A 14,953-nucleotide genomic window follows, 5' to 3' on the forward strand; every position below is an offset into this window, starting at 1 on the left:
AGTACGGGTGGGGTTAGCGCGGTCTGCGGTGTTGGTGTTTCCCTCTTCGCCTCATAGGTGCGATCAGGTGAACGCTACAAGATTGTTGGTCTTGTAGTATGTTCCCGGGTTTCGACGCATTCGCATGCGTTGCCCTTCTTGCCTGGTGTGGCATGGGAAGGTCGGGGACGGCACCGTGTTAGCCAGCGTCCTTACGGATGCTGGAGGCCGTACGAGTCCAGCCCCGGCTCTTTGGAATGCCGGTGTTCTTGGATCCTCCACAGCGGGAGTCCAAGTGGTACGGAACAAACCGGTTCCATGGAGTCTTCGGATTCCCTGCGTGCTTCACGGGATACGCGCTTTCACAGCAGTGAAACAGCTGCATCGACCGTCACACGCCACTGACGTGTCCCGGCTACCACCTACATTACAAATAGCTCTTTAAATAAACTGCGCGAGGGGTGGAGTAGCAGAATGCTTCGTGGATATGAGAGTGTTTTCGGAGGAAATGGGGGAGGGGTAAGTCCGAAAGAATTTCAGGTGTTCAACAGGATGTCTGTGGGTATGGGATTGTTTGGTGGGGACGAGGATGTCCAGATTGAGAACGCGGAGTTGGCGTGTACACCGCAGAACGATTTTGTGTCAGAAGAGGAGGTTGCACCGCTTGATGATCATTTAGATCCGGGGGAGCAGGTGCATTTCCTGTTTACCGGGGGGTCAGGGATGGAGATTGATGGGGAGCAGGGTGATCGGAAGGGGAAATCACGGACGGCGGTGACGGATGATCGGGTGTTGGTGAAGGTGGGGACGATTGGGACGTTTACACCGCATAGTGGCCATAGTTATCAGTCGATCCGGTACCGTGATATGTCATCGGTCAATCTGAAGGAGGGGTTGGTGACTGTGAAGCTGGTGATTGAGAGTTCGTCGAAACGGTACGGGGTATACCTGCAGCAGGCGTCGTTTTCGGATGTGGGACAGGAGGTGGTGGAGTTCATCCGGGCACAGATGCAGGCATCAACGGAAACGGGGTCACCGGTAGGGGCGGATGATCCATTGGCGAAGTTAGAGCAGCTGCGTGACCTGAAGGACGACGGGGTGCTCACGGAAGCGGAGTTCACCGAGAAGAAACAGGAGTTGTTGGACCGGATTTAGCGAGTCCCAGGATCACAGGTTTTCTGTGGGACACCCGAAGCAGGGCACGGTGCTGGAGGACACTGTGGAGAGATGCAGCGGAAGGGGGGCTGGCCAGGCGGGGAGAGGAGGAGGAGTGGTTAGAGCAGGAGAAGGATGAAAAGGAAGATAAGGAGGACGGCGGCCACATAGTAGAGGAGTGGTTGGAGTGAGGGATCAATGGTTGCGGTTGGAGTGGCTGTAAGAGGGGCAGGGATTGTACCGTGGAACGGGGTTGTATCGGTGGGATGGTCGTGGATGGTGGTCGCGCAGTCGGCACAGATGATGTGGCCAGTGACCGCAGGGAGGTGGTCGTGGTCTTCAGTAAGGGTGAACTGGAATTCGTCGTCCCAGTTGCCGGCGTCTTCGGTGTCGTGGCTGACGGTGCCGGTTCCGAGGACAACGGCGTAGCCGTGTGGTTCCGAGATATCGGCGGGAGCGTCACCGATAGCGGTTGTGGTACTGCAGATCTGGCAGTCGGTTGTATCGTATTCGTATTCGCGGGTGACAGCGGTTGTTCTGGTCATACGGAGCGTTAGGGGTCGAAACCGTAGATGGACTGTGCGCACGCCGGACACAGGTGCTGCCGGGTGATCGAGGATGACGTAGTCGTATCGCCGGTGAACCATTTGACCAGGATTTCTGGGACACGGTAGTCACGAGCTGGCAGTGTCGTTGTATCCGCAGTGATGTTGTCACCGCCCCCAACGAGGACGGTCACGGCGTCGGGCAACTGCTCCGGAGGCGTCTCCTCATCCGTGACAACCGTCTCACCGCAGTGAACACATGGTGCCGTCTCATAGTCCTCGGTCTCCGACCGGTACGCTTTCCGTTCATTCATAGGTGTTGAATCGCAGGTACGAGAACGGTTCTCAGCCGCCTACTTGGTTCTGGCTGTCCGGGGAGAACCGGGAATTGCTGCGGTAACCAAACAGCGGTCCAACGGGTATACGGGCTGAAGCCGTAGAGTATAGGGCCCTTCTGGAAGAGAAGTGTGTAGTGGTTCTGGACCGTGTTCAATGGTAACGTATGAAACAGCTATAGTGGGTGATGTGGGAGGTTGGGGGTATGACCGGGGATTTGTCCGGTTTGCTTCGGGAGGTAGATCGGAGTTTTGTTCCGCTGGGAGAGCGAGACGTGTACAATTCGGATGGGGCGCATGTGGTGGTACCGCCACGGGTTGAGGAATTAGGGTTGTTGGTGCCGCCGGTGAAGGTTCATTTGGGGCGGACGCGGGCGGAGTATGAGTATTTGAAAGAGGAGGAGCAGGGGGCGGAACCGGAGACGGGTGATGAACCGGAGGTAGCGGTGGGAGAAGCTATGGACGCTGAGGTGTGGACGACTCCTGGCCTGAAAAGGGAGCCGACGATTCCGTATCTGGTTGTCTCAAAGTATGATAAGTGGATGCGGGAGAAAGCGGAGTTTCTGCAGCATTTCAAGATGCAGCGGTTGAAGGAGAATCGAGCGTTGACGCTGGGAGTCTATTTTGTGCCGGAAACGAGTTCACGGTCAACGGTGGCAGCGGCACCGAAGCCACACCAGATCGCGGTCGGGGAGATGCTGTCGTTCTGGGTGCGGCCGTGGGAGTGGCGGGAGTATCAGTTCTTGTATATTCTGCGGGAACAGTTTGGACGGCCATTGCTTGCTGTGTTCGAACAGCCGGTTGAGCAGATCCTTGAGCAGACTGTTGCTGAGAAGGGTGACGACGCGAAGGTGGGAGAAGACGGGGAGTCAACGGCAGAAGATTCAGAGGATGATGATCGGCCGGTATCGGATGGGGGCCGGTTGGATCCGGACCAGTTCTCGGAGGCGGAGATCGCGGCGTTTGCACCGATTATTGAGGAGGTGGAGGTCCCATCGTTTGAACTGGTAGAGAAGTGGCGGGATCATGGGTACTACGTGGATCGGGAGCATCGGCGGCTGATCAATCAGAAGCTGGTCAATGACTTGCTGGGTGTGTCAGATCAGGTCCGGCAGCTGCGGCAGGTACTGGCGGCGGACTATGACTGGGAGGATGCGGCCGTCGACGAGACAAGGGTATTGACGGCCGTGTTCCGTGTGTTTGTCAGTGACCACGAGGACGCAACGTATGATCTCCGCCGGAGTATCTCCGGGACGCTGGAAGATGGGGCAGTGGCGACAGAAATCCCGGAACAGGAGGAACCGGAGCTGGATGCACCGGTGACGTTCGACTATGCGAACTTTCACAGCGCGGTTATGGCGGAGCTGGACTGGGATAATACGCCACCGGAACATGCCCGGTTAGCCGGAGTATTAGACCGGTATGTGCTCCCACTACTGACCGAAGAATCAATCATCACGCAGACACCGGCACTGCGGGGTTCGACCCCCCTGCAGACACCGATACCGCCTGGTAAAAACAAGATCGGGTTGACGGTCCGGCCCACAGCGGTCTACGCCGCACTCGACCAATATCATACAGAATAATGACCGATAGGACAATCATCTCGCAAGAGGAGAGAAGTTGTGGTCAGTCCTGATGCTGGCGGAGGTACCGCAGGATGTAGACGAAAGCGAGTGCCAAGAGGAGATCGCTCCAAAGCGAGGGCGGAGTCTCGTTGTCGCCGGGGTCAGCGGTGAGTTCGGCGGTGCCCCAGAGTAGTGCGAGGAGGATGATGGCGCCGATGACAGCGTCGATCATGGCCCTGGGTTAGGTGCGGAAGTCGTCGATGGTATCGACGTCGTCTTCGAAGTCGGTGGTAAAGTCGCCTTCTTGGGGTGTAACGGGGTAGTCCTGTTGTGGATCATGGTTCGGTGGGTGCTGGCCTTGGGGCGGACCGGGGCCAGGGTCGTTGCGGGCAGCGAGTTGGCGCAGCAGGTGGGGTTGGCCGTTGCGTTCGGCGGCACCCCGGACGGTGTAGATGACTGCCGGGAGCAGGAGCGCGAGGATCATCATCACGGTCAACGGGGACGAGATGAGCCCGGCGTCGTTGGCGGGTAACAAGACCAGGATGGCGTAGCCGACGCTTGCGAACAGGGACAGGGCGACAACGGGTTTCGGGAGGAGAGTGGCGATCACGGTCAGGGCAACGATGAGCAGGGCCCACGTCCCGAGAGACGGGATCAGCAGGGGGATCGGTGTAATCATAGGTGATCGAAGTAGGCGGTGACCGCGTCCGGAATCTGGTACACCGACTGGGTGTCAGTCTGTGCAGACCTGGGACGTGGAAGGTCGATCTCAGGATCGTCGGCCGGGGGAGTGGTGTCGCCGGTTGCGGTGAATCGGGTGCATGTATAGCAGTGGGTGTTGCGGTGGGTTGTGAGGCGGGCCAGGTCGTTGTGGAGGCCGTCGTAGTGGAGGAAACTGGGCGGGGTGTCGTAGCCGGTGACCAGTTTGGTGAGGGTTTCGGCCGCGAGGCTGGCGGCGATGCCGTTGAGATGGATGACGGCCGGTTCCGGGCTGAGGGCGGTTTCGGCGATATACCCTTGTTCGACCTCGTCTTCCAGTTCGTCCCGGGAGAGGTGTTCGCGGCGCATTGTTTCGGTGTCGCCGCGGTCGAGGCAGTCGAAGCAGGCGGTGTCCGTGCCTGGGGCGATGGTCTGGATGTAGGCGGCCATGTCGGTCACCTGGTCGTCTGTGATGTCGATGCGGCTGCCGGCATCGATGTACGGAGTCAGGTGCTCGGTGGCGTACCGGTTAAGCCACATCCGGGGTGTGATCCGGTCGAGACCGGCAAGGATCACGTCCACGTCTTGGAGGTACGAGGCGGCGTCTTGGACCGGGGTGGTCACGGCGGTCGTCGCGGCATCCGGGACGCGTTGGACGTACTGTTCCTGGAGGATGGAGACTTTGTACGCGCCGGTGTCGCCCTGCCGGGCCTGCGGGATCCGGGGGAGGTTGCTGGACTCGATTTGGTCCGGGTCGATGAACGTTACCGTTTGGACGCCGAGGCCGGCGAGGTGTTGGGCGAGCAGGCTGCCGATCCCGCCGCAGCCGACGACAGCGACATGCGTGTCGGCCAGTGCCTGCTGCCCCGGTTCGAGGAAACACCGGATGTTCCGGTCGTACACCGCTGGATCCACGGTATCGGTCTCTGTCTCGGTTGTCGGCTGTATCTCTGGAGGGTCGCTGAGGGTCCAGGCGCCGATGATCCGGGCGGGAACCGGGACGGGTGTCTCGGTCGCCGGATCCCATTGCGTGATATGGAACTGGGACGGGGTGAGGACGCCGAACAGGATGGTCAGGTCATCCACGAGGTCGGTGATCCAGGTGTAGGCGGCGATCGCGTCCTGGTCCTGATCGGTGAACCTGTCCGGGCCGGCAGGATGGCTATGAACGATAAGCGGGTGACGATCGGTAGCCAGGCAGTGCTCGATGAACTGGCGATCGGTGGCCTCGGTAACCGCACACCGGGTCGGTGTCATGACGGCCATCTCGTCGGCAGGGACCGGATCAACGGATGACACGAGCAGGGAATCACCGCTGGCAGAACACGGGCAGAACGCGATGCGTTCCCGGTCGTCTTGGAGTAGCGTGTCCTGGAGCGTGGTGATGGCGTCAGCGGGGATACGAACAGTGGTCATCGCTGTGGCGCCCGGTAGTCTTCGGGCCGGGAGACGGCCAGATGGCTGGTCGGGTCCGGGACATCAGGGTGGCTGAATGCGACCTGGAGCAATCCGAGGAGCCAGGGGATGTTGTGTTCGGCTGGATCCCAGTCGAGATCGCGGACGCACCACGGTAGCCAGGCCGGGTCCGGTGTTTTCGTTAACAGGTGGGTGACCCGGCCCTCGGTGTACTCAAGGCTGCGCGGGATGTAGGCGTACGGCTGGCTGTACGGGTAGCTATCAGGGATCCGGACGAGTAACGGGGCCACATAGGGTGGGCCACGAGGGACGCCGGGATGACGCTGCCAGCGCCGACGGTCCCGGAGAACCCATCCCTCGGGATAGTGGAAGTCCCGGAGTTCGTAGGCCTGGAGCTCGGTGTTCCGGGCAACGTAGTAGTTTTTGGCCAGTGCGGTGATTTCCGCGCGAAGTCGTGCTGTGTCCATTACCTTGCGTTGGAAATATTACTGGTCCGAACGTTCGGACCCCCTGTTTAGGGGTTAGCCGAACGGATTCTTTTTCGCGCCAGGCCGGAACGTCAGCCGGTCCCCGTCGTCCACGTGCTGGTACGGCCGGTCGTCATCATTCAACGCTTTCAGTTCATCGCCGGACCGGAGGTACGCCAGGTTATCCTCGCTCACATCTACCCGGTCCTTCAGGTCGCGAACCGTCATTTCCTGACTGAGCTGGACGCGGCGGCCTTTCACCTGCACCGTTTTCATATCAGGATCTGTTACCGGCCGTGTCTGCTTCGGTGGCTGCCCACGGTCCGTCTCCGGCATCGGTAGCCCGCCATCATCTGAGGGTTTCTCTCCCATGCCAACATACACCACGCCGTAGTCGATAAACCTTTGGGTGAAGTTGTCGAAAAGGTTTTGATGTTCGCTAGAGTTATGCCGATTTGGCAGGGACGTGGCGAATCGGGAACAGCCTGACAGGCGTACCCGAAACAGGATACCACAAGGAAAGCGGGTAGTACAACTGTTCAGTATACTTAACCGGTTGGGGTGGGAACCCGGCGGGTATGGACGACGCCGATACTGGGGACCAAGTGGCACGGTGGGAGACGGTGGCCGCCCTGTTCACCGGGCTCTCGCATCGGGTTCGGATCGCGATTCTTGAGTCGCTGGCCGCGGATACGGACCGGCCGCTGACCGCGGTCGGGGACGAGTTCGACTACTCCCGGAGTGCCATCCAGAAACACGTCGAGACACTAATCGAGGCCGACCTGGTGTACCGGCCGCAGGAAACGGACCAGCACTACGCGTTGACGCCGTTCGGCCAGTTCTTCGCCGCCTTCCTCGACGAACACAGCGAACCCTTGTACCAGGCGATGCAGCAGGCGGACGCGGCCGAGGCCGAAGCACAAGCCGAGTTCGAAGACGTGCCGTTGGATGAAGCGACACGGGAGAAAGCGGTAACAAACCGGAAGTGGGATCGGGTTTCTGAGAAAGGAGTTGAAGAATTAGACAGAGAGGACGGATGAGGAAGGTGTGGATGAAGCGTAGGGGTAAAGTAGATGGGGTTCTCTCAGGTTTTGTCAGATAGGCTATGAGGCTTTGTAGTGTCAGCTCGTTATAAGGGTGTGATGGTTGATGTGGTCGAAGATTTCGTTCAGTTCAAGTAGGTATGCCCGGCCGGGGAAAATACCAGTTTGGATATATGTTGTTTCTGGGGTGATCTTGGTTGCAGTGATTGGTTTAGGCCAGGTGATTCAGGATATTCCTGTAGAAAATATCCGTGCGTTTCTCACGACGTTAACAGGGATTCAGGGTGGAGTTCTTGCGCTTGTGCTTACGATTTTAGTGGTGGGGATTCAATTTATTAGTTGGCTTTCTTCACCCTGGTTAGCAACGATCCTGTTACAGGCCCGTATTTTTCATTTTACGATCGGTGTCTTTATTGCATCAGTATCCATAAACCTTGGATTATTACTTGTTACACCGGCAGAGTCGGCACAGTGGATGACGAGTAGCGTTCTACTAAGTGCCGGATTGACATTGGTCGGATTTGTATCATTGTATGGACTTACCGTATTCGTCTTCGAGCAAAGTACACCGGAAGGGGCGATAGATACGTTCCAGTCGTCGATGAGTCCTCTACGATACGTAGATCTGGCGGAGGATGAATCTAGTCCACATCCACTATACCCCTTGTATACGGCTATAGTAACGGCGGTATCGAGAAAAGATTGGGAAACGGCAAGGCGAGGTGTAGACAGTTTTTCACAGATTCTCTTGGATACGCTTGCTGCTCGTAAAGAGGACGGTGAGTTATCGGATCTTGGTTCAGATATGGATGCTACGGTGTTTATGGCACCGGTCAGGGAGTATGTGCCTTTCCTTGCGCTCCAAGCGTTTGGGGCAGAGGAATACGATTTAGGGGAATCGCTTTTATTGGTTAATGTACGATTCGGGGAAGTAGTTGCTAAGATGTTATGGAGTGATTCGGATATTTCCGGTCAACTTTTCAAATATGCAGTATTCGGTCTATCCGATTTTGCTCGGCGTAGTCCAGCAACAGACAATGGTGCTATCGGTTTTGAACTGGCGATGATGGGGTCAGGACGTCTTTTCCGTGAGGATGCATTGGTTATTCTAGCAGCGGGTATGCAATATCCGGGTTCTGCTATTGGAGAGACGTTCTTGGGTGGTGAAACGAATGAACGACATGTAAACGGTGCAATTGCGTATCAAAGAGATGTTATCAGGCATCAAGAGGTCATACTGGGTGCATGTTCTTCCACTGATGAGGTAGATATCGACTGGTCGTTACTGAAGGATTCTCGAGGTGAAGAGACTCCTGCGACTATTCGGAACTATTTGCAGGGGATTAGAGTCTGTCGGGCAATACTGATGGAAACAACAGCAGCGATTATCAGTAGTGAGATCAGTCCGGAGAAAGAAAATAGGTTCTCTGTTTCTCAGGAGCTTTCAGACATCTGGCACTGGACCTGTATCACTGCAGTCCGTGAAGGTGTTCCTGAGTACGCTACAGATCTCGCTATCGCTGCGATTCACGCATCCTTCGCGGTCTCCAGACAAGAGGGTCGCGCTGATTGGCAGGTTGCGGCAACGGAACTGGAGAACGAAACCGTTGAACGGCCGTGGATCGCTAATCTCGCATCGATTTCACAAGAGTCCGATGAAGTTCTCAGTACTGCTTTCGATAAGATCGAACAAAAGCTGGAGCAGACGAGCAGAGGCGAGACAGATGACCCGTTTCACTATCCGTTCCAACCAGATGCTTGGCATGATTCGATTCTCGAACCGGAACCATTGCTCTCCTGGATAGAAACCGACCTCGTAACCGATTACGAAGGCTGGATTCCTGAGTTCCGCGCTGCCGTTGAAACCGAGCAAGAGAGGCTTTCTCAAGACAATACAATGATTTAGCTATCCCTCTCTAGTTACAGAAACCGAACCAAATCTATACCACAGATATCAGGAAGACATAATCTTAATGAAAGGGATTAGCACCTTCAAAACAAGGAAAGCGACTAAAACGGACCAGCGTCGAAAGGTATCGAACATGACTCATAGATCAAATACCCGGCATCCGAACCCGGGTGTTTCCATACGGCTTTGATTGTACAGGACCCCGTGCTCTGTCTGGGTGATACCACTGACAGGACAACTGCACACGTTCGATGGGATCACTGAATTCGAAGAGTTGAAACAGGAGCTGGCAGCGGTTGAGCGGCACGATATCTATGCGTACCATGACGATGCGGATGAGTGGGCCGAGTTACCGTACCGGGATTCGTTGTGGACAAATAGTGGGCCGGTCGGGGATGTCTCGGCCAGTTCGAAGTATTATCACGTGTTTCAGCCGGCGGAGATCATCGAGTATGAGGTCCATGCCCTGGAACAGTACCGGGATACGGTACGGCCGAAAGGGTATATCCGGGAGTCAGCGGACGGCCGGAAACTAACGGTGTACACGAATCTGGAGGGCCTGGAGGTGGAACCGGTGGAGGGTGATGTCTACGAATTAGGGAAGCGGACGTCCCACGCGCACACCGGGATGCATGGGTTGCATCATGATATCGGGGCGGTCCGGGTGGTCTGTTCGAACGGGATGATGTCGTTCGATGCGGAGAAGCAGTTCAGTCAGACCCACAGCGAGCCGTTGAACTATGCGTTGTTCGAGCATGCGTACGACAGTATCGTGAACGGGGTGGAGGACGTAGAAGACCGGATTCAGGCGGCAGCCGCCCAGGAACTGGTGAACCAGGATGAAGCCCTGCTGGTGCTGACCGATCTCAATATCGACACGTACCTCCCAGGGGATGAGCCGCTGGCAACACTGGAGGAGGCATTGGAGACAGAGCTTGACATGGAGCAGGATCGGCCGACGCTGTACGACACGTACAATGCGGCGACACGGGCACTGACCCATGCACCGGGGATCGAGCCGGACAGCCGGGAGCAGGGCCTCAAACAGGCGGCCCGGTTGCTGGATCACCAGGGCGCGGTACCGGAGGCGACGGACCTGGGACAGAGCGCAGTCGAACGCCGGCTTGACGCGTACGTCGAGGACGAAACAGAGCCGTACTGGGACGATGAAGAGGAAACGTTGCAAACCCTGATCGAGACCCATGCGGGGGAACGGTGAGACCGGTGAGTGCGGACCACGATGATACGGATGGCCGGGCGGTCGGCGGGGTGATGCGAGACGATATTCCGCAGATACTTGCGGATGTGCTCGTTGACCACGATCAGCATCTTGAGGTGTGGGTGCGGCCGGAACGGGCAGGTGCCGGCTATACCATCGAGTGGACACCGGTCGAGTTCGATCGGGACACACAGGACTGGCAGCCAGCCAGTCGCAGCACCCGCCTCCAGGAGACGGTCCGCGACCTCTTGGAACGGGTTATTGGCGGGGAGAACCGGGAGCCGGTGAAAGTGTTTGCGGTCAACGATGCGTACCTGTTCAAGCACTACTTCGAGGAAAAATCGGTGTTCGAGGCGTTGCGATCGTACTACAACGGGGATCAATCCCGGTTCGAGGTCCCAGACCACGCATTCGAGGACGTCCAAACGATATTGGAGGAGGCCGGGTTTGAACCGGTGCTCATCCGGGATGTCCGGCCGTTCTGCGTTGTCTACCCAAAGTACCGGGAGCATCCAACTGTCCTGTTCAAACGGTCGGTGCTCCAGCAGAGCCGTGATCGGGTCCACATCTTCTTGATGCAGGACCAGGCCGCGGTCGAGCAGGCCGTCAACCAGGGTGCAACACCGGTGACTGACACCGACCTCGATGATAACGGCCTCTAAACCCGGGTCAACGTCTGCCTTGTACCTGGTTGAAGACGAACTACAGCGGGAAGATACAGTGGATTTGACGGTGGCTGTAACCGGGGATCGTGCTCTGGGAACTGGGGTGGTCGGATACCCGGGTGAGCGGACACCGCCTTGTACCGCTGGAGCCCGGTATCGGGAGAAATTAAAAGTTTCTTAGGTCTTCAATCGGTGAACGCAGGGTTGTACGTGGTTCGTTCGTGGCTGGAGCCATGCAATCGGTCAAATCCGGGTTTCCGGTCTGAACGCGTTGCTTCCACGATTGACGTGTTTTCGTGGCCGCAGAAACGGTTTCACGGGTTCGTAAACAATCTATGCGGAAATAACGTGTTTTACATGCGTCTTTGGCTGTGCGATGAACATTTCCGTCCTAAGGTACTTAAAAGGTCTTTATCAAGTACTGTACAGGTTGTAAGTGTTCCACCTCCACTTTTCGTGGAACCTACTTACCAGGTGCCCTCCATTCGGGGGCATCACTACCTATACCCGAATGGGTACCCAGGATCGGCGACCGCTCCGGGCCCGATCCCAAAAATAACTCCCGGAGCAACCAGAACACAACTGGTTGAACCACAATCAAATCAAATTAGGTGAATCAACACAATGAAAGTCAAGAACTCAATCAAGAAGGTCGGAGCCGTTGCAGCATCCGGACTGATGGTCGGACTATCAGTCGGTGCCGCAGCATCACTCTCCGACTTCCCAGAACCATTTGTGGAGGACGGCGAAGTCGCCTCCCAGATCGTTGTGGGATCAACAGGACAAGTAGCCGACGTCGTTGGTGCGGTTAACATCGCAGCAGCACTCGGCCACGCAGCAGTACAAACAGAAGAAACCGAAATCGAAGGCGGCATCGCTCACGATGTCGACGGAGAAATCGAAGAAACCGCCATCCGTGGCGAAGTTGATTTTGATGTCGGAGACGCGTACTCACAGTTCGAAACGTACTACGAGTACGATGAAGACGACAACCTCCGAGTCACAGAAGAAGCAATCGTCAGCATGGGATCAGAAGGTGGTGCAGTCGTTGCAACTGACGTCGAAGAAGAACTCGACGCAGAAGTACGACTGACAGGAGAAGGAGACTTGGGTGAAAACGATTACCCTATCCAGTACACAGCTGACTATGGTGCAGGTGTCGAAGAAGGTGAGGCAATCTACCTGCTCGGCGAAACGTACGAAGTGACCGCTCTCGACAGTGATGACCTCGAACTGGGTGCACAGCTTGAGCACCGCAATCTCGCAGCTGGCGACGAAATCGAGCACGGTGTCTGGACCGTCGAGATCATCGACGTTGACCGGGGAGACAGTCCAGCGGTACGAGTTGATGTCTACGAAGACGGATCTTTCGTGACCAGTGCCACACTCGATGAGAGTGACAATCCTCGTGAAGAGTTCGGAGACGACAATGAGTTCGTCATCGAAGTCGACGACATCTGGTTCGGTGACGCACTGGATCAGGTCCACCTGGACACGACACTCACCGAAATCGAACAGGAAAACGGTGAAGCGTTCTGGATGGACGAGGACTACAACTTCTACTTCGAAACCACCGCAGACGACGAAGCGGTTGTCAGCGTTGACCTTATGGCCAACGTAGAGTTCGTGATCGTCGAAGATGACGACGATGAGGAACTGGACGAAAACGAAGTACATGCACTCGCTCCGGGAGAATCCTTCGCAGGACCGAACGACTACTTCACAGTCGAGAACCTCGGACTCGATGACGCGGACGCTGAAGACATCTCCATCCAAGAAGACATGGAGCTGGACTTCTACGACGCCAACAACGTCCACCACAACTTCGCACTCGAAGACATCTCAACACTCAGTGACTTGACAACCAATGAAGATGACGGGTACGTAATCGTCGCAACCGACGACGATGAAGGCGTTCCACTCTACATGGACGTCAACACCTGGGATGATTCTGGTGGCGACGGAGTCGATATCGACTTCGAGTACGGTGACCGAGAACAAACCATCGAAGAAGACTCTGGAAGCGGCACCTACACGTTCCGTGGTGACGGATTCAGCGTCGAAGTGTCTCTCGATGACGGTAATGCAGATAGCATCAGCATTGTCAGTGACGCTGAAGATGGTTCTGGGCCAGTTCTTCCAGGTCATCTTGAAGGCACATCTATCGCTGATGGTGAAGCCAACTATCTCACCACCTACCGACAAGGTGTCCTGACACTCCACGACCTCGCTGCAGACGACCTGGAGGAAGGCGATGAGACGCTTGGTGACTACGGTGTCACTGTCGCCGCATCGGATCTGGATGCTGTTAATCCAGAAGACGGTGGTGTCATTGCACTGTCTGAGTCCGACGAAGACACAGAAGAACGAGGATACGTTCTGACAGTCTTCGAAGATGACAACCACGTTGGCGCTGAAGATGTCGATGCAGGTGAGATCTATGAGGTCTTCCTCCACGACGACAGCGATGATGAACAAGGTGACAACACCAATTGGGACTTCGACGCTGATCAGGATGAGTCGATGACCAATCACGGGACACACGTCACCTTCGACGACTCTGATGAAGTGGCACTGAGCCACCCTGAAGAGCAGCTCGAACTGTCAGTCGCACTCGGTTCAACGGACACCACCGAAACCAGTGGAGAAACCGTTGAGACTGTTGCCGAGCAGAGTGATCTGCCTGACATGGCAATGCTTGACGAGGAAGAGACTGAGTCTGTCCGGGACAACAACCACTTGATCTTGGTTGGTGGTCCGGCGGTCAACACGTTGACCCAAGAGCTGTACGATGACGGTGACATCGACCTCAGTGATGTTGAGGACGATCAGTCTGGTGCGGTCATTGAGATCGTTGAAGACGCGTTCAGTACTGGACAGCACGCGATGGTTGTTGCTGGTTACGCAGCTGACGACACACGCGGTGCATCCCAGTACATCGCACAGCACAGGACGAACGCTGACACGTTGGCTGACAACGATCAGCGACTGGTCCTGACCGAAGCACAGTTCGACACAGAACAGTAGCATCGGTGAACACACATTTCCCGAGGGGCTGGGCCTTGCCGGCCCGCCTCTCATTTCTTCCCTTACAGACTGATGCCCGATGACACAGCAGTACTCCCGTGACGACCTCCTCGAATACCTCCAACGATTAACGGAGGAGCTGGGACACTCACCGCGGATCGTGGATATCCGAGACAGAACAGATGCACCGCCAGTATCCCGGTTCAAGAACGAGTTCGGATCGTGGAACGCGGCTAAAGACGCGGCCGGCCTCACCACGTTCCAACAACGCGGCCAAGGATCGTATTCTGATACAGAACTACTGGACCTGCTGCGGCAACTGGACACCGAACTCCGCGGCGATGGCTCGGTGACCAAACAGGAGATGCAGGACGCCGACGGCTATCCCTCTGCCCAGACCTACAAACGCCGGTTCGGCTCCTGGAACGCCGCCAAAGAACAGGCTGGATTGACCACGATCGCCGAAGACGACACCCGGCCCAGGTACACGGATGGAGAACTACTAGCCATGCTCCAAGACTTGGCCGCAGACCTGGACCGGCCACTGCTCAAACGGGACGTAGAAGAAACCGAGGACTACCCGGACCCGACAACGTTCGAACGCCGATTCGGGTCATGGAACGCCGCCAAAGAACAGGCCGGGTTGACCACGATCGGGAAAGGCGAGACACCACGCCCGGACTCATACACGGATGCGGAGCTGCTGGACTTGTTACGGCAACGCGCCGCCGAGGTCACAGGAACACTGACGGAGAACGCGATGGATGCTGCCCCGGACTATCCGAACTCGTCAACGTACCGGCGGCGCTTCGGATCCTGGCAGGCAGCGAAGGAGAAGGCCGGGGTCCAGAAATCATCTGGGAAGTAATCGGGAGGGGGATAGACAGTAGGAATATATGATTTTCGTGCCTATAGGGATGTAGGAT

At 56.7% G+C, this 14,953-nt stretch carries 14 protein-coding genes; 8 read left to right on the forward strand and 6 right to left on the reverse strand.

The annotated features are described in order from the left end of the window. Positions 1-453: 453 nt before the first annotated feature. The gene (locus QA600_RS18480; RefSeq protein ID WP_278293402.1) at positions 454-1,134 is read left to right on the forward strand and encodes an SHOCT domain-containing protein; all 681 of its coding nucleotides are present in this window, start codon (positions 454-456) and stop codon (positions 1,132-1,134) included. Between the two features lie 119 nt (positions 1,135-1,253). On the opposite strand, the gene QA600_RS18485 is transcribed toward QA600_RS18480, so the two are convergent. Further along, entirely contained in the window at positions 1,254-1,679 is a 426-nt protein-coding gene (locus QA600_RS18485) for a hypothetical protein (RefSeq protein ID WP_278293403.1), read from the reverse strand. A gap of 541 nt (positions 1,680-2,220) precedes the next feature. Between QA600_RS18485 and QA600_RS18490 the strand changes: the two genes are divergently transcribed. Beyond that, complete coding sequence (locus QA600_RS18490; protein WP_278293404.1) at positions 2,221-3,600, forward strand: hypothetical protein; 1,380 nt, start codon at positions 2,221-2,223, stop codon at positions 3,598-3,600. Between the two features lie 43 nt (positions 3,601-3,643). On the opposite strand, the gene QA600_RS18495 is transcribed toward QA600_RS18490, so the two are convergent. The 5 genes from QA600_RS18495 to QA600_RS18515 are packed head-to-tail and all read right to left on the reverse strand — an operon-like array spanning position 3,644 to position 6,536. Further along, positions 3,644-3,814 (reverse strand): hypothetical protein, encoded by a 171-nt coding sequence (locus QA600_RS18495; RefSeq protein WP_278293405.1) that lies wholly within the window; start codon positions 3,812-3,814, stop codon positions 3,644-3,646. A 9-nt stretch (positions 3,815-3,823) separates the two neighbouring features. Continuing rightward, positions 3,824-4,261 carry a hypothetical protein gene (locus tag QA600_RS18500; RefSeq protein ID WP_278293406.1) on the reverse strand — a complete coding sequence of 146 codons (438 nt, stop codon included), beginning with the start codon at positions 4,259-4,261 and terminating at the stop codon, positions 3,824-3,826. Next, a complete protein-coding gene (locus QA600_RS18505; RefSeq protein WP_278293407.1) occupies positions 4,258-5,697 on the reverse strand; it encodes a ThiF family adenylyltransferase in 1,440 nt (479 codons plus the stop codon). Before QA600_RS18505 ends, QA600_RS18500 begins: the two co-directional genes overlap by 4 nt. Continuing rightward, positions 5,694-6,164 (reverse strand): hypothetical protein, encoded by a 471-nt coding sequence (locus QA600_RS18510; protein WP_278293408.1) that lies wholly within the window; start codon positions 6,162-6,164, stop codon positions 5,694-5,696. Before QA600_RS18510 ends, QA600_RS18505 begins: the two co-directional genes overlap by 4 nt. 54 nt (positions 6,165-6,218) lie before the next feature. Next, positions 6,219-6,536 (reverse strand): hypothetical protein, encoded by a 318-nt coding sequence (locus tag QA600_RS18515; protein ID WP_278293409.1) that lies wholly within the window; start codon positions 6,534-6,536, stop codon positions 6,219-6,221. A 206-nt stretch (positions 6,537-6,742) separates the two neighbouring features. Between QA600_RS18515 and QA600_RS18520 the strand changes: the two genes are divergently transcribed. The 6 genes from QA600_RS18520 (at position 6,743) to QA600_RS18545 (ending at position 14,895) form a co-directional block, all read left to right on the forward strand. Beyond that, positions 6,743-7,204 (forward strand): winged helix-turn-helix domain-containing protein, encoded by a 462-nt coding sequence (locus QA600_RS18520; RefSeq protein ID WP_278293410.1) that lies wholly within the window; start codon positions 6,743-6,745, stop codon positions 7,202-7,204. Between the two features lie 109 nt (positions 7,205-7,313). After that, positions 7,314-9,113, forward strand: a complete 1,800-nt coding sequence (locus tag QA600_RS18525; RefSeq protein ID WP_278293411.1) for a hypothetical protein — start codon at positions 7,314-7,316, stop codon at positions 9,111-9,113. Positions 9,114-9,333: 220 nt separating this feature from the next. Next, complete coding sequence (locus QA600_RS18530) at positions 9,334-10,335, forward strand: DUF932 domain-containing protein (RefSeq protein ID WP_278293412.1); 1,002 nt, start codon at positions 9,334-9,336, stop codon at positions 10,333-10,335. A gap of 5 nt (positions 10,336-10,340) precedes the next feature. Next, positions 10,341-10,997, forward strand: a complete 657-nt coding sequence (locus QA600_RS18535) for a hypothetical protein (RefSeq protein ID WP_278293413.1) — start codon at positions 10,341-10,343, stop codon at positions 10,995-10,997. A 627-nt stretch (positions 10,998-11,624) separates the two neighbouring features. Next, positions 11,625-14,027, forward strand: coding sequence for an S-layer protein (locus QA600_RS18540; protein WP_278293414.1), 2,403 nt, complete (start codon positions 11,625-11,627; stop codon positions 14,025-14,027). A gap of 79 nt (positions 14,028-14,106) precedes the next feature. Then, the gene (locus tag QA600_RS18545) at positions 14,107-14,895 is read left to right on the forward strand and encodes a hypothetical protein (RefSeq protein WP_278293415.1); all 789 of its coding nucleotides are present in this window, start codon (positions 14,107-14,109) and stop codon (positions 14,893-14,895) included. Positions 14,896-14,953: the final 58 nt, after the last annotated feature.

Source organism: Natronococcus sp. A-GB1 (assembly GCF_029688845.1).
In the GTDB taxonomy this organism is placed as follows: domain Archaea; phylum Halobacteriota; class Halobacteria; order Halobacteriales; family Natrialbaceae; genus Natronococcus.